Genomic DNA, 25217 nt, shown 5'->3' on the forward strand with positions numbered 1-25217 from the left:
GATAACGCCATTTAAAATCAATCGTTTGGCGATAAGAAAGGCGGCGTTTCGGCTATTCCGATGCCCCGTGTGGCGGGAATCGCGCCTTCATCGGGCCGCGGCTGCCGTGCCACGCGCGGTTCCGGCACGGGCATCGATTGAAAAAACCGATGTTATCGATAAGAAAGACGGATGGAGGTAACCGGGTCTTGTTGCCCCATCGATGCAGATCATCGCCGCTCTGAACGTGGGCCGTGTGTCGAGGTGTCTGCAAAACGATCATCGTCAATCGGCGAAGATGAATACGAGACAGGCGGCTGTCAGAGCGCCCATGACGCGGTTGAACCAGTGCCAGGCGCGATCGGTGCGCAACAGGCCGGCGAGGGCGCGTCCGAAGCCGGTCCAGAACGACAGACAGGGCAATCCGACGACGCTCATCGTGAGGACGAGGAGGGTGGCGTCTCGCCAGAGCAGGCCATCGGCCGGCATGAACGATGCGCCCAGCGTCAGGCCCATGACCCAGACTTTCGGGTTGGCGTACTGGAAAGCGGCGGCCTCCCAGAACGACAGCGGGCGCGTGTGCTCGTGCTGATCCAGTCGGGGCGGCGGTGCGCTGGCGATGCGCCAGGCCAGATACAGCAGATAGGCCCCGCCGGCCAGCCGGAGAGTCCATTGCAGCGGCGGCCAGGCCTGGAATAGTGCGCCGAGCCCGGCGATCACGGCGAAATAGAGAGTGGCGCTGCCGATGATGATGCCGGCGATATGCGGCAGCGTCCGGACATAACCATGACGCGCGCCCGAAGCCGTGAGCATGACGTTGTTGGGCCCGGGGGTGCCGACCGCCGATACCGCGAACAGCCCGAGCGCAAGCCAGGGAATACTCGTGATCATGCGGGATCTCCTCGAAGATGGGATGTTCGAAAGCCGACAGGGCCGAAAGATCTCGATTGTATGGGTAACAATTCAGAGTTTTGTGTCTATATTCGGCGTTTCTAGTAAGATAAATGACGTTGAGAAGCCGTCAATGAGTTTATTGTACCCATGACAATCTGGACGCCCGATTTATCCGGGGATGGCCCGCGGTATCGTCAGATCGCGAGAGCGATCGCCGATGCCATCGATTCGGGCGCGCTGGCCACCGGCGAGAAGCTGCCGCCCCAGAGACGGCTCGCCCATGCGCTGGGCGTGACGCCGGGCACTGTGACACGTGCTTACGCCGAGGCCGAAAAGGCCGGCCGGGTGGTTGCGCGCGTAGGGAGCGGAACCTATGTCGCCGAGCCGGGGACACAGGATTTCACCCAGATTCGAGTCGATCGCGGTACGTCCGATGTCATCGATCTCGGCCTGGCGCTGCCGCCGCCGCTGGCCGTGCGGGACAGTGGCTTCGCGCGTGCCCTGTCGGCAATGCCTGCCGATGCCACGCTGTGTGCAACGGCTCTGGATTATCAGCCGCCGGACGGAATGGCGCGCCATCGCACGGTCTACGCCGAGTGGATGACAGCGCTCGGATTACCGGTCGCCGCCGACGAGCTGATCGTCAATCTCGGCGGGATGAACGGCATCTTTGCCGCGCTCAGTGCGTGTCTCCAGCACGGTGAACGAATCGCCGCGGAGCGGCTCACCTATCCGGGGCTGATCAGCGTGGCGGCCCAGCTGGGCCTCAAGACCGTGCCGCTCGCGCACGATGGCGACGGCCTCGACGTCGACGCGCTGGCCGCGCGGCATGCGCGTCAGCCGTTCTCGGCGCTCTATGTCATGCCCGAGCACCAGAATCCGACGACGACGCGGTTGTCGGAAGAGCGACGCGCGGCGCTCGTCGACTTCGCGCGCGCGCATGATGTCTGGCTCATAGAAGACACCGTGCAGTTCCTGCCTGAAGCCGAGCGGGGGACGCCGCTCTATCGGCTTGCACCCGAGCGCACCATCCTGTTGTTCTCGATCTCCAAGATGCTGGGCGGCGGCCTGCGCTCGGGCGTGATGCGGGTGCCGCCCGTATTGCATGCACGCGTGGAGACCGTGATACGCAACGTGAGCTGGATGCCGCCGCCGCTTATCGTCGGCCTGGTCTGTCGCTGGATCACATCCGGCGATGCCGATGCCGTGCTCGCCGCGCAATGGGACGAGTTGGCCGAGCGACGGCGGATGACGCACGAAGCGCTTCCGGGGATCGATGTTGCCACGCGCGCCGGGGGATTCTTCGCCTGGATACGCTTGCCGCCGGGCCAACGTGCCGCTGCCACCGCAACACGGCTTGCCGCACAGGGCGTACGCGTGACGGCCGCGGAGTCGTTCTGTCTCGGCAGTGAGGCGGCGCCACAGGCGCTGCGTCTGTGTTTCAGTGCTGCGCCTGACCGCGCTGAACTGGTTCGTGCCCTGGCGATCGTCAACCAGACGATCGCGTCACCGCCGGCCGGGGCATGGCAGACGATCTAGGTTTTCAGTCCCGTCATATGATGGGTTGCACGTGAAACGCAGGCGCGCCGGGCTTTTCAGGCAGGCAGCCAGATATCGCGCAGACCGCCGTCGCGGCCGGTGACGGGGTCGGTCTGCGGACAGGGCACGCCGGCGATCCGCAGACGGGCTTTTTCGATGTCGGCGTGGCCGCTACGGCAAAGATCCCAGTCCGGCTGGCCCACCGGATAACCGCCGACGAGCAGGAAATCCTGACTGGCTTCGATGCGGCAATGGCCGGTACCTGCAGGCAGAATGACGACATCGCCGGCCCGAATCGTGATCTGTTGGCCCGCTTCACCGCCAAGCTGCAGTCGCGCGCTGCCGGTGGCAACGGCCAACACCTCGTGCGCGGTCGAGTGATAGTGGTGATAGTCGAATACGCCACCGCGCCATTGCGGCGGCCAGTCGTGATGGGCCAACAGCCGCTCAAGCGCGGCGGCCGGGGCGCTTTCACTCGCGGCCAAAACGGCGTGGTGCATGACGACGGGCCAGGCGTTATTCGGTGTACGTCCGTCATCGTCGAAGGTGAGCGTGTCGAACGCCATTGCGGGCATGGGTGTTGATACACGGGCCATGCTCAACTCTGTGCCAGTCCGAAGCCATTGTCGAGACGGTGCAAGTCAAATGGGCTGGATGAGGGGATCTGTCGTGGCGGTGTTCCGGGCGGTGCTCATCGTCACCTCGGCGTGCCCGGTACGGCGCCACTGCGATCGACAGGCGATGCGACGCTTGTCACAACGATGGGCATAACGGGCCGCGATTTCGGTGACTTCGGTGAACAGGCCGGTTGCCAGCGTCGTGGGTTTCAGACCGAGGGCGATCAGGGCGTCGTTGGCGACATGCAGATCGTTCTCGGCGGCTTCGACCCGTGGATTCTGCACATGGTCGATGGCGGCTCCGGTCTGGGCCGCGATCCGCGTGGCCAGGTCGCGGATACGATGGGTCTCGGTCATCTGGTTGTAGATACGTACGCGCTCGCCGGTCGCCGGTGGGTTGCCGATGGCCAGGGCCACGCAGCGCACGGTGTCCTGGATATGGATGAAGGCGCGGGTCTGGCCGCCGGTGCCGTGCACGGTCAGCGGATGGCCGATCGCGGCCTGCATGAGAAACCGGTTGAGTACGGTGCCGTAATCGCCGTCGTAATCGAAGCGATTGATCAGGCGTTCGTCGAGACGGGTTTCCTCGGTCTGGGTGCCCCAGACGATGCCCTGGTGCAGATCGGTGATGCGGATGCCGTCGTTCTTGTTGTAGAAGGCGAAGGCCAGCTGGTCCTGGGTCTTGGTCAGGTGATAGACACTGCCGGGGTTGACCGGATAGAGGATCTCGTCGCGGGCCATGTCGCCGTCGTCGGTCTCTACGTGGACAGTGAGATAGCCCTCCGGAATCTTCATGCCGGCACTGCCGTAGCCGTAAACGCCCATGGTGCCCAGATGCACGATATGGGCATCGACCCCGGATTCGACGAGCGCGGCGAGCAGCGTGTTGGTGGCCCCGAGGTTGTTGTCCATGGTGTAGCGCTTGTGCCAGGCGGATTTCATGGAATAGGGGGCGGCCCGTTGTTCGGCGAAATGCACGATCGCTTCCGGGCGCCAGTCCACCAGCAGATCGAGCAGACGCTGATAGTTCCGGGCCACATCGAAGCGATGAAAGACGATACGACGCCCGGAAACCGCTTCCCACGCGGCCAGTCGCTCACTCATCGGGCGGATGGGCGTGAGGGAGTCCACTTCCAGTTCGACGTCGATCTTGCGTCGCGAGAGATTGTCGACAATCGCCACTTCGTAACCGGCGGCGGACAGATGCAGGGCGGTCGGCCAGCCGCAGAAACCGTCACCGCCGAGGATGAGCACGCGCTCGGCGGCCCGTCGTCCGGCGGGTCGCCGGGCAGGTGTCGTGTGGTGCATGGTCGACTCCCATGGTTGGTCGGACATGCCATTCAGCGTGGGCACGCCATGTGACCGGGGCGTGACGCGCCCGTGTCATATCCGTGTCAGCACGACCTGCTAGATCTGGCACGTCATGGCATGCGATCTCTCTTGGTGTGCGCGCCTTGCGCGACGTATTCATCGGCCGGCGCTGTTCGCGGCCGTAGGGGGCGTGGCGTTCGGGGTGGATATGACGGTGCTCGGTGGCCTGGTGCACGGGCTCGGTCTGGCGCCCGCGATCGCGCGCGGGCTGTCGATTCTCGCGGCGCTCAGCGTGGCCTGGTACATCAATCGGCGGGTGACGTTCGCGGCGGCCGGTGGTGGCGGGCATCTCGGCGAGTGGCTGTCCTATCTGGCGGTCAACGCGCTGGGAATGGGCCTGAACTACGGCATTTATGTGGCAATCGTCTCGCTTACCCGTCTCGGGGCAGCCCATCCGCTGCTCAGTGTCGTGCCGGGCGGGGTGCTCGCGCTCGGGGTGAACTACGGTCTGGCCTCACGCCTGATATTCCGGACCGGCGAGGTGTCATCGCACCGTTAACCAATCGTCTTATTGTCGTCATGTGCCGCCGGGACACTACAGATCGTCAGCTTGCGTGGAGGCTCGCCATGATCTTCGACGACGATGTGCTCGATCGCCCCGCCGGCTCGCCCGGCAACGCCGACCCGCCGTTGGCGCGTCCATCGGTGCCACCGCCGGGCGCGAACCGGCGCGGTCTGCACCGCTATCGCGCGATCTGGATCTCGGATTTCCATCTCGGTACGCGCGGTTGCCGGGCCGAGCGACTGCTGGATTTCCTCTCGCGCGTGCACTGCGACACGTTGTATCTGGTCGGCGACATCATCGATGCCTGGGCGCTCAAGAAGGCCTGGTACTGGCCGACAAGCCACACGGCCGTGATCCGCGCGATTCTCGATCTGCATCGCAGCCGTGGTACCCGCGTGGTCTATGTGCCCGGCAATCACGATGAGGTCCTGCGGGATTACCTGCCGATCGATCTGTCCGGCATCGAAGTCTGCAACGAATGCGTGCACGAGACAGCCGACGGCAAGCGCTATCTGGTGATGCACGGCGACGAGTTCGACCTGGTGTGCACCCAGGCCCGCTGGCTGGCCGTGCTCGGTGACTATGCCTATCGCGGCGTGATCCGCGCCAACAGCGGCTTCAACACCGTGCGCCGGCGGCTGGGCTATCCGTACTGGTCGCTGTCGGCGTTTCTGAAATATCAGGTCAAGAACGCGGTGGCCTTCATCGGACGCTTCGAAGAAGCGCTGGCCGATGAAGCACGGCGGCGTGATGTCGACGGCGTCATCTGCGGGCATATCCACACGCCGTCGCGCCGCACGATCCAGGGCGTGGACTATTGCAACGACGGCGACTGGGTCGAGAGCTGCACGGCACTGACCGAGGATTTCACCGGCCGGATCGAACTGTTGTACTGGGGACGCGACGGTATGGCGGCGCCGGCCGAGCCGGTCGCGCAGGCGGTCTCGGCATGAAGATCGCCCTCGTCACCGATGCCTGGCACCCCCAGATCAACGGCGTTGTACGCACCTGGTCCGTGGTCCTCGACGAACTGCAACGGGCCGGGCACGAGGTGGTCACCGTCACGCCGGATCAGTACCGTACGCTGCCCTGTCCGGGGGACTCGACGATCCGGCTGGCGCTGGCCACGCCGGACGGCGTCGGGGACCGGCTGATCGAAGCCGCGCCGGATGTCATACACATCGCCACCGAAGGCCCGCTCGGGGTCGCGGCACGCCGTTGGTGCGTGCGTCATGGCCTGGCCTTCACCACGTCCTACCACACGCATTTTCCGCAGTATCTGCAGATGCGGCTGGGCATGCCGAAGTCGTTGACCTATGCCGCGGTGCGTCGTTTCCATGCGGCTTCGGCCCGCGTGATGGTCACCACGCCCACGCTGGCCGATGAACTGGCCGGCCACGGCATCCGGCACACTGCGCTCTGGCCGCGCGGCGTGGATGCCCGGACCTTCGCCCCGCGCGCGGACGCCGTGTCCATCCCGGGGCCGCGACCGGTCATGATCTATGTGGGGCGCGTGGCCGTCGAGAAGAGCATCGAGGAATTTCTGGCTCTCGATGTGCCCGGGACCAAGGTCGTGGTCGGCGACGGGCCGGCGCGCCGCGGGCTCGAGGCACGATATCCCGAGGCTGTTTTCGCCGGCTGGCAGAGCGGTGCCGATCTGGCGCGCTGGTATGCCGGGGCCGATGTCTTTGTCTTCCCGTCACGCACCGACACTTATGGTCTGGTGTTGCTGGAAGCCCTGGCCAGCGGTCTGCCGGTCGCGGCTTACCCGGTGCCCGGCCCGCAGGATGTGTTGGGCGATGCCCCGCACGTGGCCTGCCTGGATTCGGATCTCGCGCGCGCGGTGGCCGGGGCCGTCCGTCTGTCGCCGGCCGCGGCCCGCCAGCATGCGCTGGCATTCTCCTGGGCCGCCTGTGCCGCGCGTTTCGCCGATCTGACGGTGGCGTTACCCGCCGGCACCTGGCGGCGCCTGGCCCGGCGATCGCTCATGACCCGGGCGATTGCGCCGGCCCGACGGTTGCTGGCCGGCTGATCAGTCGCGAACCGGGTGAACGAGCTCGCCGCCCGCGCCGGCCGAGCGCCGCGCCGCCTCGATGACCCGAAGGGTGGCCAGCCCGTCTTCGGCGGCGACCGGCAATTTGCCGTCGCCGGCCAGGGCTGCGGCGAAGCGTCGATAGAACGCGGGATAGTCGCCCGGCCGGGTTGCCACCGGTTCGCTGGATGAACCCGCTGCCAGATGCCCGTCGGGCACGCCCGGCGCCTGGCGGCCCCAGCCGGACGCATCGGGCCGTGCGCCGTCCTTGAGTGCGTCCTCCTGCGGGTCGAGCCCGTATTTCTCGTAGCCGGCGCGTGCGCCCAGAACCCGGAACCGTGGTCCCAGTACCGGTGCGACGCTGCTCATCCACAGATGGGATCGCACGCCGTTGTCGTGACGCAGAGCGATGAACGAATCGTCGTCCACGCCGTCGTCGACGTAGCGGGGGTCCAGCTCGGCATAGACCGTCTGTGCCGGGCCGAACAAAGTCAGTGCCTGATCGATCAGATGGCTGCCCAGATCGAACAATATGCCGCCGGCGGCCAATGGGTCGGGATCGCGTTTCCAGCCCGGTTTGGCCTCCGGGCGCCAACGTTCGAAGCGGGATTCGAATCGTCGGACCGGCCCGAGCCGATCGTCGGCCAGCAGTTTTTCGAGCGTCAGGAAATCGTTGTCCCATCGCCGGTTCTGAAACACCGTCAGGGGTACGCGGCCGGCGCGGGCGGCGGCGATCAGCGATTTCGCCTGATCGGGCGTGGCCGCCAGCGGTTTATCGACCACCGTGGCCAGTCCGGCCGCGATGGCTTGCTCGGCGAGTGCGGCATGTGTGCCGTTCGGCGAGGCCACGACCACGGCATCGAACGAGTCGCTGTGCTGCCAGAGCGTTTCCGGATCGGGCATGATTTCCACGCCGGGATAACGCGTCCGGGCGGCCGCGGCCCGCTCTTCGTTGCCGGTGACCACGGCGGCCAGCGACAGGCCCGGCGTGGCCGAGATCAGCGGCGCGTGAAAGACGGCACCGGCCAGGCCGTAGCCGATGAGTGCAATGCGATGTGAGGAGGCGTCGGTCATGAACAATCCCGATGGCAAAACCGCCAACAAGATGCCCCACGGCCCGCCGATCGGGCAACGCCTGCGTATTCAGCCCCGGTTGTCCAGGCCGGGGGCGACGACCGGCGACGATGTGCGATCGCGCCGGCGGCCGCCGCGCCGAATCATCGCTTGATGACGTCGCCGGCGAAGTAGAGCCCCATCTGCAGGTTGTAGCGCGTGTTCCAGTCGCCGTCGTTCGGGCCGTTGAAGGCCATCGCCGAATTCTTGCCCGAGAGCACGTCGAGCCAGATCTGAAGCGGGCCGAACGACAGATTCATGCCGGCCGCGTTGAACTGGATATCGCCGGCCATGTTGGACGGGCTGCCCGGTGTCGCACTTTCGAAACGCCCGTCGCCGCCGGTCATCAGATAGGCATAGTTGTCGTAGAGCTGGATCGACTCCAGCGCGCCCCAGCCGATGTCGAAGGTACGGGCGATGTTGCCCGAGAAGATCTGCCCGGAGGCCGGCATCTGGTAGCCGAAACCGTAGTTCTCGACGGTGATCGAATCGGTGGGCAGATCGAAACCGTTGTACTGGCGCCCATCCGGGATGTTGTAGCGGTAGTCGACGTACTGGCCCTGGAGTGTCCAGTTGCCGAGCGCGGCATCGACGGCCGCCGTGGCCGCCCAGCGGGTGCCGTTGTCGTTGGAATCGCCGACCTCAAGCTGGCCACCGCGCACCGCCGCCGAGACCTGCACGCTGCGCTCGCTGCCCTTGTTGAAGGTCCAGGCCGCGCGCATGTTGCCGCCGTTGATCTGTTGATAACCCTCGAACGGGTTCGACCCGTAGAGGCTGTGTTGCTGGAGATCGTCGTTCTTGAAGGCGTCGATATCCAGTCGGAACGGCCCGTTTTCGTACTTGTAGCCGATGCCGGCAGCCTGGTTGTCGGTGAAACCGGCGAAGTAGTTGAGGTTGCCCCAGAACGACTGATAGCCGAAGCGCAGGTTGCCGAAGGGGACCTGGAACAGGCCGGCCTTGAGTTGATGCTTCGGTGTGAAATCGTAGGCGGCCCAGCCGTAGCGCAGGAACGAATCATCGGCAAAGGCCACCTGGGACCAGCGATATTCGCCGGCGTAGGTCAGCTTGCCGTACTGGCCGTCCCAGTTGACTGCCGTAATGCCCATCACGCCGTCGCCGCGGTCCTGGCTTTCGTTTTCCAGATCCGGCTTGAGCTTGTAGCCGAGCGTATAGGCGCCGCCGAGCGTCAGGCTTTTCTTGGGTGCCTCGTCGGCCGGTGCCGGTGACGTCGCGCTGGCCGTATCGCTGGTTTCGGCATCGTCTGTGGCCGGCTCGGCACTGGCCTGGCTGGGCTGCGCCCCCTGATCGGCCTTGAGCTGATCCAGCGTGGTCTTGAGTTGATCGATCTGTTGTTGCAACGCGGCGCGGGCCGCGCTGTCATTCGTGTCGTTGGCAGCGGCGAATGCCGGTGCCGTGCAGAAAAGGCTGGTACCGGCCACGATCGTGGCCAGCCGCAATCCGGATGCGTGCGTCACGTATCCCCCTGAAATTGTAATCCCCTGGCCCGCGGGGCGAACGCCGCGGGGTTGAATGCGACCCGGACTGTTTGGACATCGATCCCCGATGATCGATGACAGGAGCCGGGTCGCTCAGCCAGGCGAAGGCTATCACGACCGGCTGTGTGCTTGCCCTGTCTTGCCATGCATATCGTCGATATGCCCCCGGCTGCATAGCATTCGATCGGCCGCTCAGTCGGCGTTCGGCGACGATTTGTCGTTTTCGGGTGTCTTGTGGCCCTGTTTGTCGAGAATCGCGTTGGCCTGATCCATCAAGTGATTCATGTAATCCATGAGCGCCTGATACGGTTTGGCGGTGGCCAGATCCACGCCAGCCGCCTTGAGGATCTGGTAGCCGGATTCGGCGCCGCCCTTCGACAGCGCGTTCAGATAGGCCTTGCGTGTCGCCTCGTCGCCGGACTCGATCCGGGTGGCGAAATAGCGCCCGGCGGTAATCGAGGTCGCGTACTGATAGACGTAGAAGTCGTAGTAGAAGTGCGGGATGTAGGCCCACTCGATGTCATCGCGATCATCGATCTTCGTGATGCCCTGATCGACCCCGTAATACTTGTCGAGGATCTTGCCGTACATCTTGGTCATGCGCGCGCCCGACAGGGCTTCGCCTTTTTCCGCGGCCTGATGAATGGCCAGCTCGAATTCGGCGAACTGGGCCTGGCGGAAGAACGTGCCACGCAGCTGCTCAAGCGCCTGACCGATATAGTAGAGCTTGTCCTTGTCGGTCCTGGCGTGATCGATCATGTAATCGATCAGCAGGGCCTCATTGGTGGTCGAGGCCACTTCCGCGGTGAAGATCGGATAGTCCGACTTGGCGTAGGGCTGGGCTGCATCGGCCAGCATGCTGTGTACGCCGTGGCCCCATTCGTGGGCGTAGGTCGACACGCTTTCGTAGTCGTCGTTGAAGTTCATCAACACGTAGGGATGCACATCGTAGGCCGCGCCGTTCATGTAGGCGCCGGGGCTTTTACCCTTGGATGGATAGACACTCGTCCAGGGTTCGCTCGTGGCCTTGTCGATCAACTTCTGATAACGCGGACCCAGCGGCTCGACCGCCTTGCGCACCAGGCTGCGGGCCTGATCGAGAGTGAAGGTCTTGTCCGTGTCGACCAGCGGCGGATAGATATCGTAGTAATGGAGCTGATCGACGCCGAGCATGCGGGCCCGCAGCTTGAGATAGCGATGCAGCGTATCCAGGTGGTCATTCACCGAACTGATCAGCTCGTGGTAGACCGAGACCGGGATATCGTTGCCGGCCATGGCATCGGCCAGCGCACTGTCGTAGTGGTGCAGACGGGCATCGATGACGTGCTGGAGCACGGTCTGGTCGAGCAGCGAGCCGAAGGTGTCCTCGTATTGGTTGTATTTCGACCAGAAAGTCTTGAAGACCTGCTTGCGGACGTTGCGGTCCGGATTGCTGCGCCACTTGGTGTAGCCGGCCTGATCGATGGTTTCGGCCTTGCCGTCGATGGTGACCTGTGGCCATTCGATATCGGCCGAGGACAGCAGCGAGAACGTATCCGCCTGGCCGGCGACCGGCCCGAGCGCGGCCAGCGCCGACTCGGTCTGCTTGGACAGTGTGTGCGGGGCAGCGCGCATCACGTTGGCCAGGTAATAGCTTTCATCGGACAGCACCGGCTTTTTCGCCCAGTCGGCGAGCTTGTCCTGATCCATCGCCGTCAGTTCCGGGCGCACATAGCCCGTGGCCTCGCCGAACTGGGATGCCAGACGGCTGACCTTGTTGCGCCGTTCCTGCGCACTGCTGTCCCGCAGATCCTCATCGGCGCGCAAGCCGGCATAGACGGACAGCCGGGCCAGGGATTTGTCGACGTCGTTGATGGCCGCGAGTGCCTTGGCCAGCGCTTGTGGGTTGTCGGTCAGATGACCCGAGAATCGCGACAGGGCCGCGATCTGCTTGTCGGTCTTGTCGAAGGCGTTCTGCCAGGCCTCGGGCGAGGCATAGAGATCGGCCAGGTTCCAGTGACTCGGTGTCTTGGACGGGGCGTTTGACGCGGTACCGTCGGCGGTGCTGGCCGACGTTGTCGTATCGGTGCCGGTTGCTTCGGCCGCCAGGGCCGGCAGCGCGGTGGTACTCAAGGCAGCGGCGAGCACAGCCGCGCGAAACATGAAAGATGGCATTGGCAACAAATCCCCCAAGAAATGGCGTATCGGCCCACAAGCAAAAAGCAGGCCGCTGCCGCGACGATCGCATGATCGGCTGTCAATACGTCGCCCGAGCTCATCGAGCATAGCGACAACCGGGTCGGCCGTGCAGGGCCGGTGGTGGCCCCTACGTTGTCATGGCACAGCCGGGGGCCACGGGCACGCAGGCCCTAAGGCGGCGGTACGGGCCAGCCTTCGGGGGCGGGGAGGCCGCGCCGGATTGCGGCCGAGAAATCGTCGGCCGAGGGGCCCGCATCACGATCCCAGGCCAGCGCGCGGGCATTGATCCAGCCGCGACGGCGCAGCTCGGCCAGGCTGAGGCGCGTATCCAGGGCGCCGAGCGCATAGAGATAGCTGGGCAGTCGTCCGGAGACGATCAGGCGCCAGTTCCATGGCAGGCCCGGCACGATAGGTTTGACCATGTCGTAGATCAGTGTCGTGCAGTTGGCGGTCAACGTATTGTAGAAACGCGGGCGGCGCTGCAGCCGCTCGGCGGTATCCAGATAGGCATGGAACAGGGCCCGGGCCTCGCCGGGCGGCAGGCCGACGCGGTAGAGATGGACGTGCTCGCCGCGGATGTTGGTGCGGGTGCGCAGGATATCGCGCTCGTCGGCGGCCACCAGCACGAGTTCGCATTGTCGGAACAGACCGCCGATCGCCGAGAAATGTTCGCCGTCCAGGCGCCGGACCTCCACGGAAAAGCATAGATGACGCCCGTCGGCAAAGGCGAAGGCGACAAGCGTGTGGGCGATGTTCGGCCCGGCCCAGTAGGAGACCGCGAGATCGACCCCGACGATCGTGGCCGCATTGAACGTGCGTTTTTCCCAGCCGGGCGTGAAATCCTGCCGGGTACGCCAGACGAAATGGCGCACGTTGTCCAGTTCGACGATATCGCCGTGCCGTTGTACGCCGAGCTGCCGCGCCACGTCCGGTGCCCAGTCACGATCCTGACGGGGTGTGATGCACGCCCACCAGATCAACAACACGATCGTGGCCACGACAAAGAGCAATGGGCCGATATCGCCGCCGGTCGCAAAGCCGGCCAGGCCCGCACCGGCAAGGCCCAGCCAGATCGTGATCAACAGATAACGCGCCGGGCGCTGTCGTGGGCCGCGAAACGTCAGCGCGCCGAGGCCGTAGCCGGTGAGCACCAGGCCGGCAGTGCCGGCACCGAGACGGATCACGGTGCCGGCACCGCCGGTCAGGGCATCAATAATGGCGGTCGCCGGGGGCCGGTGGCTGGAACTGGTAGAGCCAGGTCTCGGACAGGGTCTGATCACCCTGCTTGAGATAGGCCCGTAGCGTGACGGGTGTCGTGTCCGAGGACGTGGGCATCCAGTCGAAGACCGCGCGATATGCATCGATCGGGTCCATCGCGTGCACGGCGGTGTAGCTGATCTTGCCGTTGGATGCGCTGACCTCGACCTGCACGTCGGCATTGTCGTCCAGCTTTTCGAGGGTCTTGCCGGTGAAATCCACTGCGAAACGCCGGGCATATTCCTCGGGGGAATGGTCGCCGGGGATCCAGCCTTCCTGTACGTTGCCCATGCCCGACCAGGTCTCGTCGACCTCGGCCAGCGACGGCGAGGCCGGCGGCTCGGGCCACCAGTACAGGCGATAGTCGTAGGTCAGCGTCTCGCCCGGCGTGACCGGGTTGGCCGGCACCCAGAAGGCCACGATGTTGTCGACCGTCTCACCGACCGTCGGCATCTCCATGAGCGCGATCTCGCCCTTGCCCCAGTCGTTCTTCGGCTCGAGCCAGAGACTCGGGCGCCGGTTGTACCAGGCCACGGGATCACGATAGTGGTCGAAATCGTGATCGTGCTGGATCAGGCCGAAGCCTTTCGGGTTTTCGTCCTGGAACGTGTTGAACTGGATCGTCTGCGGGTTGTAGAGGGGGCGACAGATCCATTCGCCGTTGCCGCGCCACATGGACAGCCGGTCGGAGTCGTGCATGCGCGGATAGATCGTGTCGCGCGCCGTCTCCTGGGCCGTGCCCTTGAGATACATGCTGGTCATCGGTGCGACGCCGAGTCGCTTGATGGCCTTGCGGGTATAGACGTTGGCCTCGATGTCCATGATCACGCCCTGCGCGTTGCCGGCGTCGATCGTGAAACGATAGGCTCCGGTCGCGCTGGGCGAATCGAGCAGGGCATAGACGGTGACCGTCTTGGTATCGGGATCTGGCTGCTCGAACCAGAACTGGGTGAAGTCCGGAAACTCCTCGCCCTCGGGCTCGGCAGTATTGACCGCCAGGCCACGGGCCGACAGCCCGTACTGCATGTTTTTGTCGATCGCCCGGAAATAGCTGGCCCCGAGAAACGAGGCGACCTCCGGTCGCTCGCTCGGTTTCTCGTCACCGACAGCCAGACGCCAGCCGGCAAAGCCCAGATGCTTGCCCTCGAGCTGGCCGGTGTCGACGCCGCTGTCGCCGTAGTTGAACATCGACGGCTCGAAGGGAATCAGATGTGCCCGCCCGTCCGGGCTGATGGCATGCATGCGCACCGGCACCTTGAAGTGCATGCCGGTATGAAAGAAGCGCACGCTCAGATCGATGTCGTTCTTGTCCGACCACAGGGCGTCGGCCTTGTTGAACTCGATCTTCTGGTAGTCGAGCGGTTGGAGATTCGACAGCGTCGGCGGCAGCTTTTCGGCCGGGGACTGATAGGCCTGGGTGGCCAGTTTCTTGGCCTGATCCTTGAGGCCGTCAAAGGAGAACGGTTCCCCCTTGCCCGGTTTGACCGGTGAGGCAGCAAAGGCCGGCAGGCCGGGCAGACCCAGCGCGCTCAGCGCGAGCGAGGCTTTCAAGAGCGTGCGTCGTTCCATGCACCAATATCCTTGTTATCTGGATTTATAGCTTGTTCTGGGTCTGCAACAAAGACAGATCATGTTCTGCAAGGTTCCCTGTCACACGCCGTCATGACAAGCCTCGGCGTCGCCGGAACCGGTCACTAGCCGGGCGAGTCGATCTCCAATTCGGAGAGGAAAGCACTGGCCTCGTCCTGCATGTTCTGGCGCAGTTCAATCATCTTTTGCGCATAGTCGTTGAGACGACGCGAATGCTCGGTGGCCGGTGTGAATGACGGTACGCTCGCGGGCCGGCCCTCGGCATCCACGGCCACGAACACCAGAATGCAGTGTGTGGTGAAGCGGGCATCGTCGCTCTTCGGATCGCGTGCGTAGACCGACACCGAGATATGCATGCTCGTGTTGCCGGTATGGATGAGCTCGGCCCGCAGTTCGACGAGATCGCCGATGCGGATCGGGCGCAGAAACCGGATGCCGCCGACATAGGCGGTGACGCAGTAGCTGTGCGACCAGTTGGCGGCACAGGTATAGCCGGCGTGGTCGATCCATTTCATCACGCTGCCGCCAAAGACCTTGCCGCCGAAATTGACGTCCGATGGCTCGGCCAGAAAGCGTAGCGTGATCTCGTGTTCGGGCATGACAGTCTCGAAGCAGGTTGAAAACGTTGATCAGTCTAGAGGCTGCTGCCGTATCCTACGAGGCCGGACCGAGGCGCGGCTGAATGGCCCGGCATGCCTCAATCGATGGGCCGTGGGCCCATATAGACATGGGCGACGGCCTGGCCGTGCATCTCGATCGTTCCGGCATAACGGCGATCGCCCCGTTGATAGAATTCGAAGCCGTAGCGGCGGGCCAGGCGCCAGTGTCCGGTGCGGTCGCGGGTCAGGCCGAGACGCTTGAAGGCCAGTTCATCGATGAAGATCACATCGGCTTCGGCACAGGCATTCTGTGCGGCCCGGCGGGCGCTGGCGCGGGCGCCCATGGCACGCCACCAGACCAGTGCCACGACCGCCAGGCCCAGCAACCAGGGCGCGAGTTCGAGCATGCGGATCAGCTCCGGGTTCGTGGGACGAGCTCGATCGCCCCGGCGTGAATATCGGCGACCGAGGTCGCACCGGCCAGCGCCATCGACAACGCGAAATCCGCGGCCGTGTTGGCGATCCATTCGGCTACCCCGTCGGCCCCGCCCAGGGCCAGCGCATAGGCATACGGCCGGCCGATGGCCACGGCATCGGCGCCCAGCGCCAGGGCCTTGACGATGTCTGCCCCGGTACGCACCCCGGAATCGAGCACCAGTCGCAGATCCGGGGCGGCGGCGCGGATTGCCGGCAACGCGTCGAGACTGGCCAGGGCGCCGTCGACCTGGCGCCCGCCGTGATTCGAGACCACGAGTCCGTCGATGCCTGCAGCAGCGGCGGCGCGCGCATCGGCCGCACTCAGCACCCCCTTGAGCAGGATCGGCAGGCGCGTCATCTCGCGTAGCCGTTCGAGTTCGGTCCAGGTCAAATCGGGCCGCGAATAGGTGGCGATGAACTGTCGGATCGCCGCCGCGGCGTGGCCGCGGCGCAGGGCCTGCCACGTCGATCCGGGATAGTGATACGCACTGGCCAGGACATTGGCCAGCAGGCGCGGTGTGATCGGTGGGCGCGTGGTATCGGCCGGCGTGTGCGCCAGCAGGTCTCGAAAGACCGGATCGTGGGTGTACTGGGCCAGCCCCTGACCGCGCAGAAACGGCAGATGGCCGAGCGCGAGATCGCGAGGGCGCCAGCCGAGCAGCGGCGTATCCAGGGTCACCACGAGGGCATCGCACCCGCAGGCCTCGGCGCGTGCGACCAGCGAGGCCGCGAGCGCATCGGACTTCGGCCAGTACAACTGGAACCAGCGGGGCGCATGATCGGCGATGCGGCGCATGGCCGCCGTGCAGGCCTCCATCGATCGACCGGCCTGGTTGGAGAAGATCATCGGCACGCCGGTGCGGGCTGCGGCCTCGGCCACGCCGACGTCGGCGCTGCGATGCGCCAGCTCCAGTGCGCCGATCGGCGCCAGCAGAAACGGCTGCGGGTAGCGGTGGCCGAACAACGAGATCGCGGTATCGCGTACTGCGATATCGCGCAGCATGCGCGGCACGAGCCGCCACTCGTCGAACGCCCGTCGATTGGCGGCTACGGTGGTCTCGTCGCCGGCACCGCCGGCGATATAGGCATGGGCACGGGCCGACAGACGACGCTGTGCCCGGGCGGCGAGCGCATCGTGCGTGATCGGAAGTCTGGGCCGATGGCCGGCCAGTCCGGCGCGATAGATCGCCTGCTGGCGGTCGTGGGTTCCGGTCGTCGGGGGCGGTTCTGCCATGTGCGGCTCCGATGCGTACCGGCGCGCGCACAGTCGCCCCGGTCTCATCCAGAATAGAGGGCGCACGGCGTTGCGCCAATGCCGGCCGGCCGATGCGCTGTACAGGTGTGAGCGGCAAGGCGCCGGTGCACGGCATGACCGCGCGCCGCGATGCCGGCACTATAGCCGGACGTGCGAACCGCGGCCCCGCCAACAGCCGGCAGTGCCCCGATGGCAATCACGAGACCGGGAGGCCGATGAGCGACTACGTCGACAGCTATTATCGCGACACGAATCGTGTGACGCTCGCGCCGACGCCGCGGCTGGCGGGGGCGGCACGGGCCGATGTCGCGATCGTCGGTGGCGGCGTGACCGGTGTCTCGGCCGCGCTGTCGCTGGCCGAGCGTGGTTACGATGTCGCGCTGCTCGAAGCCAATCGAATCGGTTGGGGCGCCTCGGGGCGCTCGGGCGGTCAGATCCTCACCGGTTTCGGCACCGGCATGTCGACGTTCGCCGAGGCGCTCGGCGCGACGGCGGCCCGGCATATCTTTGCCATGTCACGCGAGGCGGTTTCGCACACCGTCGCCCGGATCGAGACGCATGCCATCGACTGCGATCTGCGCCCCGGGGCGATCTACGCTGCATTGAAGCCGCGCCACATGACCGAATTCGCGCGCGAGCGCGACATGCTGCAGCGCGACTACGATTACGATGGCCTGACACTGCTCGATGACGAGGCGTTGGCCGCGCGGGTGCAGAGCCCGCGCTACATCGGCGGGCTGCGCGATGCCGAGTCCTGGCATCTGCACCCGTTGAACTATGTGCGCGGGCTGGCGCATGCGGCCCAGACCGTCGGGGCCCGACTGTACGAGGACTCGGCCGCCGTGCGCATCGAACCCGGGTCGCGGCCGGTCGTGCACACCGCGACCGGCCGACTGCAGGCCGATTGGCTGGTGCTGGCCGGCAACGCCTATCTCGCTGCCGATCTCGTGCCGGAGCTGTCCGGGCACGTGATGCCGGTGGGCAATTACATCATTGCCACCGAGCCGTTGCGCGAGGACCAGGTCGCATCCAGTCTGCCCGGCGACGATGCGCTCTCGGATGCCAATTTCGTGCTCGACTACTACCGCCTGTCGACGCCGCCGGGTACCTCACCGCGTCTGCTCTATGGTGGCCAGGTCAGCTATGGTCACCGGCCGCCGCGACGGCTCGTCGCGCGCATGCAGGCCAAGCTCGGCCGGCTGTTTCCGGCACTGGCGGGTATCGGTATCGATTACAGCTGGGGTGGTCTCGTGGGTGTGACCCGCAACCGCGCGCCGCATTTCGGGCGTGTGGGCGACAACATATTCTATGCTCAGGGGTACTCGGGCCATGGCATGGCCTTTGCGGGACTGGCAGGCGGTCTGATCGGCGATGCCGTGGCCGGCCAGGCCGAGCGTTTCGATCTCTATGCACGCATGGCGCATCGTCGCTTTCCGGGCGGAACGCGGTTGCGCACGCCGTTGCTGGTGCTGGCCACGAATTTCTATCGTATGCGGGACTTGATATGACAGTGTCCTCGACACCCTCGAAACCGACATCGCAGGCCGAAGGTGTTCGGGCGGACCCGCCAGACGAGACTGCCCGGCGCGCCGCCGCGGGCATCGAGCTGCAGGGCCTGAGCAAGCACTTCGCACCCGATGCGATCGCGCTCGACGGCGTCGATCTGTCGATTCCGGCAGGCGAGTTCTTCACGCTGCTCGGCCCGTCGGGCTGTGGCAAGACCACGCTGCTGCGCCTGATCGCCGGGCTCGAGGCAACCACGAGCGGCACGGTCGAGATCGGCGGTCGGGCCGTTACGGAGGCGCCCGCGCACAAGCGCAACGTCAACACCGTATTCCAGTCATATGCTCTGTTCGATCATCTCAACGTGGCCGACAACATCGGTTTCGGGCTCCGGATGCAACGGGTCGCTCGTGCGGAGATCACCCGGCGCGTGGCCGAGACCGCCGCGTTCATCAAGATCGACAACCTGCTGGGGCGCCGGGTCGATCAACTCTCCGGCGGCCAGCGCCAGCGCGTCGCACTCGCGCGGGCGCTGGTCAACGAACCGGACGTGCTGCTGCTCGACGAGCCACTCTCTGCGCTGGATGCCGGCCTGCGTTCGGATCTGCAGCTGGAGCTGATGCGCATCCAGCGTCGGCTGGGCATGACGTTCGTCTTCGTGACCCACGATCAGCAGGAAGCCATGGTCATGAGCGATCGCGTGGCGGTGCTCGATGCCGGGCGTATCCAGCAGGTCGGTTCGCCGCAGGCGCTATACGAGCACCCGGAGAATCTGTTCGTCGCCCGTTTCATGGGCCACGAGAACCTGTTCGAGATCGTGGATCGCGATGAGGCCGGCGTGGTGCTGTCCTTCGGGCGCCTGAACGGCCGTTTCACGGCCGGCACCCATCTGTTGATCCGCCCGGAGACGATGACGGTCACGCGCGACGACGAGAGTGTCGCGACCGCCGACAACACCCTGCGCGCCCGGGTCGCCGAGCGTGTCTATCGCGGGCACGTGGCGGAATACGGCCTCACGCTGGCCGACGGCACGGTTCTGGTGGCGACCTGCAATAACCTCGGCGAGCCGATGTTCGATGTCGGAACCGAGGTGTGTGTATCGATCAGGACATCGGGGGTGGTGGCCTTTCATGCCTGACGTCGGAACCTCGTCTGCCTCAGCCGCCGGCGCCTCGCGCGCTGCCCGGACCCGCACCCTGCATCTGTTGGCCGTGATCTCGCCCGGCGTGCTCTGGATCGTGATCTTTTTGGTGCTGCCGAGCGCGTACCTGATGACTATCGCGTTCATGAGCAATGGTCCCTACGGTCTGCCGCAGATGCCATGGACGCTCGATGCCTTCAAACAGCTGGCCGGTTACGGCTTTCTCGGTTGGTCCCCCGGCAATCTGTACACGCTGCTGCGCTCGCTCTGGCAGACCGTGCTCGCCACCGGGCTCGTCATCGCCATGGCCTATCCCATGGCCTATTACATCAGCACCGCGCCGGCCCGACTGCGGCCGTTGATGCTGCTGGCCGTGGTCGTGCCGTCGTGGACCAACCAGGTGATTCGGGCGATCGGCTGGATGAACATCCTCTCGCCGGGCTCGCCGATCAGCGACGGCGTGGCCGCGCTCGGGCTGATCTCGCCGCAGATGGGCCTGTTCCCGTCGAAGTTCGCGGTGGTCGTGGGGCTGGTCTACAACTTCCTGCCGTTCATGGTGCTACCGCTCTATGCGGTCTTCGAAAAACTCGATTGGGGCCAGATCGATGCCGCGCGTGATCTGGGCGCCGGGCCGTTGCGCAGTTTTCGTCATGCCGTGCTGCCCCAGACTCTGCCCGGCCTGCTGGCCGGCACGGTGCTGGTCTCGATTCCGGCGTTCGGCATGTATGTGATTCCCGAGCTGCTCGGCGGCGGCAAGTCGATGATGCTCGGCAATCTCGTGGCACGACAGTTCGCCGAGGCTTCCAACTGGCCGCTGGGCGCGGCCGGGGCGCTGATCATGATCGTCGCCACGCTGGGCGGGCTGGTGGTGTTGCGCCGGCTCGGCCGTAAGCTCGGCGGCGATACGCAGGTGGTGCTGTGAGCGGGCGCGGCTTGCGGATCACGCTGCGCGGCTTCTGGTATCTGATGCTGCTGTTTCTCTACGCGCCGCTGGCCGTCGTCGCGCTGTATTCGTTCAACAGCATCAACTCGTCGGCCGTGTTCGCCGGGGTTTCGCTGCGCTGGTATCACGCGCTGCTGGCCGACGACACGATCATGAACGCGTTCTACAACAGTGTCGTGCTGGCCCTGTCCTCGTCGGTGATCGCTACCGTAGTGGGCACGTTGCTCGGCTACGGCATGTACACCCATCGCGAACGTCGGCTGGGCTGGCTGATCTGGCTCGTCTATCTGCCGATCGTGATGCCGGACATCGTCTACGGCATCTCGCAGATGAGTTTCTTCACCTCGATCAGCGCGGCCACCGGCGGCATGCTCGATCTCGGTCTGACCACAATGGTCATCGCGCACGTGAGTTTCCAGGTGCCGTTCGTCGCGCTCCTGGTCTATTCGCGCCTGGTCGGTCTCGACAGCCGGCTGTTCGCGGCCTGTCAGGATCTGTATGCCAATGCCTGGCAACGGGCCTGGTATTTCATCCTGCCGACGCTGCGCCCGGCGATCGTGGCCGCGTTCTTCCTCGCGTTCACGCTGTCGATCGACGATTTCGTGATCAGTTTCTTCACCGCGGGGCCGGAAAGCACGACGTTGCCGATCTTCATCTGGAGTGCGATCAAGAAGGGGGTGACCCCGGAGGTCAACGCCATCGCGACGCTGATGATCGGTGCCGTCTTTGCGGCAGCGGCCGTGGCGCTGGCCTTTCAGTACGTCCGGGCCGGACGCCGGAACGCCGCCGGTTGATGCCGCGTCGAAACACGCCGGGCAGAATAACGTTTTTGCCAAGGAATGAGCATCGCATGACCCGATCGACTTCACCCGCGCCTTCGACCGTGACCCGCTGTCTGCGCTGTCTCGGGGGCCTGTTGCTCGTGCTCGGGGGCCTCGGCAGTGCCCAGGCCGCGCCGCAGACGGATCATGCCGACAAGCTGATTCTGTTCAACTGGTCGCATTACATGAACCCGGCGCTGGTCAGCGCGTTCGAGAAGAAATATCACGTCAAGGTGGTTCAGAACTTCTACGAGTCCAACCCGGAGATGTTCGCCAAGCTGCAGGCCGGTGGCGACGCCCAGTACGACGTGATCGTGGCCTCGAACTACTATGTGCCGCGGTTGATCGACACAGGTCTGATCCAGCCGTTGAACAAGGCTCTGATTCCGAATTACCAGAATCTGATGCCGCGTTTCGCCAACCCGGACTACGATCCGAAGGGCCGCTACACCGCGGCCTACCAGTGGGGCGATACCGGGATCGTCTACAACACCGAAAAACTCGGCGAGCAGCCGGCGAGCTGGTCGATCCTGTTCGACCCGAAGGCCAATACGAAGTCCCCGTTCGCGCTCGGCGCCGATGCCCAGGTGATGATGGGCGCGGCCTGTGCCTATCAGGGCCACGATTACGATTGTCGCGGGGCCGAGAACTGGAAACAGGCCGCGCGGCTGCTTCTGCAGACCCGCCGTCGCGATAACTTCTCCGGATTCCAGGGCGGCACGCCGGTACTGCGCCAGCTCGCCCGCGGCAACATCGCGGCCGGGGTGAGTTTCAACGGCGACTATCTCCAGTACAAAAAGGACAACCCGAAGACGTTCGCCCACATGAAGTTCGTGGTACCGAAAGAGGGCGCCGAGCTCTGGGTCGACACGATGGCCATTCCGGACAAGGCCCCGCACGCGCGGCTCGCCAATCTGTTCATCAATTTCATCCTGAACGGCGAAAACGGGGCGAGGCTGTCCGAACACACCTTCTATGCCAGCCCGAACAAGGCAGCACAGCCGTATCTCGAGCCGGCGCTCAAGCAGCCGCCGAGCCAGCCGACCGACGCACAGATGGCACATCTCGTGTATACGCCTTCATTGAAGGGCAACGGGTTGCAGATCGTCCAGCAGCTCTGGAACGAGGTGCAATCGCGCTGAAGCGATGATTTTCCAATGGGGGAGGGCAGACGATGATCAATAAAAGAGTAGGCGGCGTGCTCGCCGCGGCACTTCTGGTCGGGGTGGCCGCGCTGGCCTCGCCGCTGGCGATGGCACAGGACAAGGCCCGGACGCTCTATCTGTTCAACTGGTCCCAGTACATGGACCCGGCCATCATCAAGGCCTTCGAAAAGCAATACGACGTCAAGGTGGTCCAGACCTATTACAACTCGCAGCCCGAGATGTTCGCCAAGCTGCGGGCCGGGGGCGATTCGCAATACGATGTGGTCGTACCGTCGAGCTATTATGTGCCGCGGCTGATCCACACCGGCCTGCTGCAGCCGCTGGACAAGAAAGCGATCCCGAACTACAGCAACCTCATGCCGCGTTTCAGCCATCCCGACTACGATCCGGACGGCAAGTACGTGGCGGCCTATCAGTGGGGCGATACGGGTATCGCCTACAACGTCGACAAGCTCGGTGAGCAGCCCGAGAGCTGGTCGATCCTGTTCGATCCGAAAGCGAATGCGAAGTACCCGTTCGACCTGGGCACCGATGCCCAGGTGATGCTCGGCTCGGCCTGCGCGGCACTGGGCCACGGTTATGATTGCACCGACCGCGACCAGCTCAAGAAAGCCGCGCAGCTGATCCTCAAGACCAAGCAACGGCGCAACTTCAGCGGTTTCGAGGATGCCACACCGACACTGAAGCAGCTGGCGCGCGGCAATATCGTCGCCGGGGTCGCCTATAACGGCGATTATGCCTTCGACAAGCAGGAGAACCCGCAGGGTTACAAGCACATCAAGTTCATTGTGCCGAAGGAGGGGGCCGAGCTCTGGGTCGACAGCATGGCGATACCGGCTCATGCCCCGCACCCCAGACTGGCGAACCAATTCATCAATTTCATCCTGGACGCGAAGATCGGCGCTCAGTTGTCCAATTACAACGCGTATGCCAGCCCCAACAAGGCAGCCAGGCCCTACCTGGACAAGGCGCTGACCGAGCCGCCGATCATGCCGAGCGATGCCGAGATGAAGCGTCTGCACTTCACGCCGTCGATCGCCGGCGACCAGCTGCAGTTCGTCCAGCAGCTCTGGACCGAGGTGCAATCGCGCTGATTGCATCCGCCATGTCTCGTCGATCGCGTGGTCGCTGCATGATTCATCCGTCCAGGGGAGCCTTATGATCGAGGACACCAGTGACCCGCGCGTCCGGGATTGGTTCGAGACGCACGAAATCAGCGAGGTCGAGTGTCTCGTGCCGGACATCACCGGTGAGGCCAAGGGCAAGATCATGCCCGCGGCGCGCTATCTCAACGGTGAGCGCCCGCGTCTGCCGGATTCGATCTTCATCCAGACCGCGACCGGTGCCTACCCGGACAACGAGGACGAGATCGTTGACCCGGCCGAGCTGGACATGCAGCTGACCGCGGATCTGTCGACGTGTCGACTCGTGCCCTGGGCCCGCGAGCCGACGGCCCAGGTCATTCACGAATGTCGCTATCTCAACGGCGAGGCCGTCGAGGTCAGCCCGCGCCATGTCCTGCGTCGCGTACTCGCGTTGTACGAAGAGATGGGGCTGCGGCCGGTGGTCGCGCCCGAGATGGAGTTCTATCTCGTCCAGCGCAACACTGACGCCGACTATCCCCTCAAGCCGCCGGCCGGGCGCAGCGGTCGGCTCGAGATTTCGCGCCGTGCCTATTCCATCGATGCCGTCAACGAATTCGAGGACGTCTTCGAGGATATGTATGCCTACTGCGAGGCCGAGGAACTCGATATCGACACCCTGATCCACGAGGAAGGATCGGGCCAGATGGAGATCAACTTCGAGCACGGCGACCCGCTCGAACTGGCCGATCAGGCGTTCCTGTTCAAGCGCACGCTGCGCGAGGTGGCACTGGCCCACGGCATGTACGGCACATTCATGGCCAAGCCGATGGCCGACGAACCGGGCAGCTCCATGCATCTGCATCAGTCGCTGCTGGATACCGCGACCGGCGAGAACGTGTTCGCCGACGAGAGCGGTCAGGCCACGAGCCTATTCCATCATTTCATCGCCGGCTTGCAGACCTATCTGCCTTCGGCCCTGGCTCTGTTCGCCCCGAACGTGAACAGCTATCGGCGCCTGATGCCGGACAGCTCCAACGCATCGGCACCCATCAATACCGAATGGGGCTATGACAACCGGACCGTCGGACTGCGGGTACCGCATTCCGGGCGCAGCGGACGACGTGTCGAGAACCGGATCGCCGGGGCCGACGTGAATCCCTATCTCGCGATCGCGGCCTCGCTGGCCTGCGGCTATCTCGGCCTCGTGGACCAGCGCGATCCACGTTCGCCCGTGGCCGATTCGGCCTATGCCCAGGGCCATCGTCTGCCCTCGGATCTCGGCCGCGCGCTGGAAGCACTGGCAGGCTGTGATCCCCTCAAGGCACTGCTCGGCCGCCGTTTCATCGAGACCTATCTAGCGGTCAAACGCACAGAGGAACGGGCTCATTTCAAGGTCATCAGTTCCTGGGAACGCGAGTATCTGTTGTTGCGTGTTTAGGGCGAGTCGTCACGAGATCGGCAGCCGCATTGTCCCGCCGGCGGTGTCAGGCAAGGCGCCGGCCGTCGCGCGCCACTTGCCGCGACCGCAACGCGATATGACGCCGCGGCAGGGATGAGCCGAAAGGGAGCGGCCCGGCCGGCGAGGTCGTGGATGCGTCCGATCGCAATTCCGCGGCGGCCGGGTCCGCCCCGATATCGTCAATGGCATACCGTGCC

The 25217-nt window shown here is 64.9% G+C and carries 22 protein-coding genes; 11 read left to right on the forward strand and 11 right to left on the reverse strand.

The annotated features are described in order from the left end of the window. Positions 1–264 precede the first annotated feature (264 nt). Positions 265–870 (reverse strand): LysE family translocator, encoded by a 606-nt coding sequence (locus D3260_RS08340; RefSeq protein ID WP_120098133.1) that lies wholly within the window; start codon positions 868–870, stop codon positions 265–267. Positions 871–1020: 150 nt separating this feature from the next. Here D3260_RS08340 and D3260_RS08345 point away from each other — a divergent pair, with 150 nt between their 5' ends. Continuing rightward, positions 1021–2412: a PLP-dependent aminotransferase family protein gene (locus D3260_RS08345; protein ID WP_120098134.1), complete on the forward strand. Its 1392-nt coding sequence runs from the start codon at positions 1021–1023 to the stop codon at positions 2410–2412. A 56-nt stretch (positions 2413–2468) separates the two neighbouring features. Here the strand turns inward: D3260_RS08345 and D3260_RS08350 are convergent, their stop codons facing one another. Together D3260_RS08350 and D3260_RS08355 are read right to left on the reverse strand one after the other, a co-directional pair. Further along, entirely contained in the window at positions 2469–3008 is a 540-nt protein-coding gene (locus tag D3260_RS08350) for a cupin domain-containing protein (protein WP_199671424.1), read from the reverse strand. Positions 3009–3053: 45 nt separating this feature from the next. After that, positions 3054–4337: an NAD-dependent epimerase/dehydratase family protein gene (locus D3260_RS08355; RefSeq protein WP_120098136.1), complete on the reverse strand. Its 1284-nt coding sequence runs from the start codon at positions 4335–4337 to the stop codon at positions 3054–3056. 115 nt (positions 4338–4452) lie between these two features. Here D3260_RS08355 and D3260_RS08360 point away from each other — a divergent pair, with 115 nt between their 5' ends. The 3 genes from D3260_RS08360 to D3260_RS08370 all read left to right on the forward strand — a co-directional run bounded on the left by D3260_RS08360 (position 4453) and on the right by D3260_RS08370 (position 6937). Next, a complete protein-coding gene (locus D3260_RS08360) occupies positions 4453–4899 on the forward strand; it encodes a GtrA family protein (protein WP_120098137.1) in 447 nt (148 codons plus the stop codon). A 68-nt stretch (positions 4900–4967) separates the two neighbouring features. After that, on the forward strand, positions 4968–5858 hold the full coding sequence (locus D3260_RS08365) for a UDP-2,3-diacylglucosamine diphosphatase (RefSeq protein ID WP_120098138.1): 891 nt from the start codon (positions 4968–4970) through the stop codon (positions 5856–5858). Further along, the gene (locus tag D3260_RS08370) at positions 5855–6937 is read left to right on the forward strand and encodes a glycosyltransferase family 1 protein (protein ID WP_120098139.1); all 1083 of its coding nucleotides are present in this window, start codon (positions 5855–5857) and stop codon (positions 6935–6937) included. The genes D3260_RS08365 and D3260_RS08370 overlap by 4 nt, the downstream gene beginning before the upstream one ends. Here the strand turns inward: D3260_RS08370 and D3260_RS08375 are convergent, their stop codons facing one another. From D3260_RS08375 to D3260_RS08410, 8 genes are all read right to left on the reverse strand, one after another. Further along, the gene (locus tag D3260_RS08375) at positions 6938–8011 is read right to left on the reverse strand and encodes a Gfo/Idh/MocA family oxidoreductase (RefSeq protein WP_120098140.1); all 1074 of its coding nucleotides are present in this window, start codon (positions 8009–8011) and stop codon (positions 6938–6940) included. A gap of 143 nt (positions 8012–8154) precedes the next feature. Continuing rightward, complete coding sequence (locus D3260_RS08380) at positions 8155–9525, reverse strand: hypothetical protein (RefSeq protein WP_147418142.1); 1371 nt, start codon at positions 9523–9525, stop codon at positions 8155–8157. Positions 9526–9738: 213 nt separating this feature from the next. After that, positions 9739–11700 carry an oligoendopeptidase F gene (pepF, locus tag D3260_RS08385; RefSeq protein ID WP_158583465.1) on the reverse strand — a complete coding sequence of 654 codons (1962 nt, stop codon included), beginning with the start codon at positions 11698–11700 and terminating at the stop codon, positions 9739–9741. 194 nt (positions 11701–11894) lie between these two features. Then, positions 11895–12908, reverse strand: a complete 1014-nt coding sequence (locus D3260_RS08390) for a DUF4105 domain-containing protein (protein ID WP_233544010.1) — start codon at positions 12906–12908, stop codon at positions 11895–11897. A 25-nt stretch (positions 12909–12933) separates the two neighbouring features. Then, positions 12934–14550, reverse strand: a complete 1617-nt coding sequence (locus D3260_RS08395) for a glucan biosynthesis protein (RefSeq protein ID WP_120098143.1) — start codon at positions 14548–14550, stop codon at positions 12934–12936. Between the two features lie 125 nt (positions 14551–14675). Next, a complete protein-coding gene (locus D3260_RS08400) occupies positions 14676–15170 on the reverse strand; it encodes an acyl-CoA thioesterase (RefSeq protein WP_120098144.1) in 495 nt (164 codons plus the stop codon). Positions 15171–15268: 98 nt separating this feature from the next. Next, the gene (locus D3260_RS08405) at positions 15269–15577 is read right to left on the reverse strand and encodes a DUF3301 domain-containing protein (RefSeq protein WP_158583466.1); all 309 of its coding nucleotides are present in this window, start codon (positions 15575–15577) and stop codon (positions 15269–15271) included. Between the two features lie 5 nt (positions 15578–15582). Further along, a complete protein-coding gene (locus tag D3260_RS08410) occupies positions 15583–16881 on the reverse strand; it encodes an alpha-hydroxy-acid oxidizing protein (protein ID WP_120098146.1) in 1299 nt (432 codons plus the stop codon). A gap of 236 nt (positions 16882–17117) precedes the next feature. Here D3260_RS08410 and D3260_RS08415 point away from each other — a divergent pair, with 236 nt between their 5' ends. The 7 genes from D3260_RS08415 (at position 17118) to D3260_RS08445 (ending at position 24999) form a co-directional block, all read left to right on the forward strand. Next, a complete protein-coding gene (locus D3260_RS08415) occupies positions 17118–18410 on the forward strand; it encodes an FAD-binding oxidoreductase (RefSeq protein ID WP_120098147.1) in 1293 nt (430 codons plus the stop codon). Continuing rightward, the gene (locus D3260_RS08420) at positions 18407–19543 is read left to right on the forward strand and encodes an ABC transporter ATP-binding protein (RefSeq protein ID WP_120098148.1); all 1137 of its coding nucleotides are present in this window, start codon (positions 18407–18409) and stop codon (positions 19541–19543) included. Before D3260_RS08415 ends, D3260_RS08420 begins: the two co-directional genes overlap by 4 nt. After that, the gene (locus D3260_RS08425; protein ID WP_120098149.1) at positions 19536–20468 is read left to right on the forward strand and encodes an ABC transporter permease; all 933 of its coding nucleotides are present in this window, start codon (positions 19536–19538) and stop codon (positions 20466–20468) included. Before D3260_RS08420 ends, D3260_RS08425 begins: the two co-directional genes overlap by 8 nt. Further along, complete coding sequence (locus D3260_RS08430; protein ID WP_199671425.1) at positions 20465–21283, forward strand: ABC transporter permease; 819 nt, start codon at positions 20465–20467, stop codon at positions 21281–21283. The genes D3260_RS08425 and D3260_RS08430 overlap by 4 nt, the downstream gene beginning before the upstream one ends. Before the next feature lie 56 nt (positions 21284–21339). Then, positions 21340–22452: a PotD/PotF family extracellular solute-binding protein gene (locus tag D3260_RS08435; protein WP_120098150.1), complete on the forward strand. Its 1113-nt coding sequence runs from the start codon at positions 21340–21342 to the stop codon at positions 22450–22452. A gap of 32 nt (positions 22453–22484) precedes the next feature. After that, the gene (locus D3260_RS08440) at positions 22485–23570 is read left to right on the forward strand and encodes a PotD/PotF family extracellular solute-binding protein (RefSeq protein WP_120098151.1); all 1086 of its coding nucleotides are present in this window, start codon (positions 22485–22487) and stop codon (positions 23568–23570) included. Positions 23571–23634: 64 nt separating this feature from the next. Next, the gene (locus D3260_RS08445; protein WP_120098152.1) at positions 23635–24999 is read left to right on the forward strand and encodes a glutamine synthetase family protein; all 1365 of its coding nucleotides are present in this window, start codon (positions 23635–23637) and stop codon (positions 24997–24999) included. Positions 25000–25217 lie beyond the last annotated feature (218 nt).

This window comes from Salinisphaera sp. Q1T1-3 (genome assembly GCF_003602005.1).
Taxonomy (GTDB): Bacteria; Pseudomonadota; Gammaproteobacteria; order Nevskiales; family Salinisphaeraceae; genus Salinisphaera.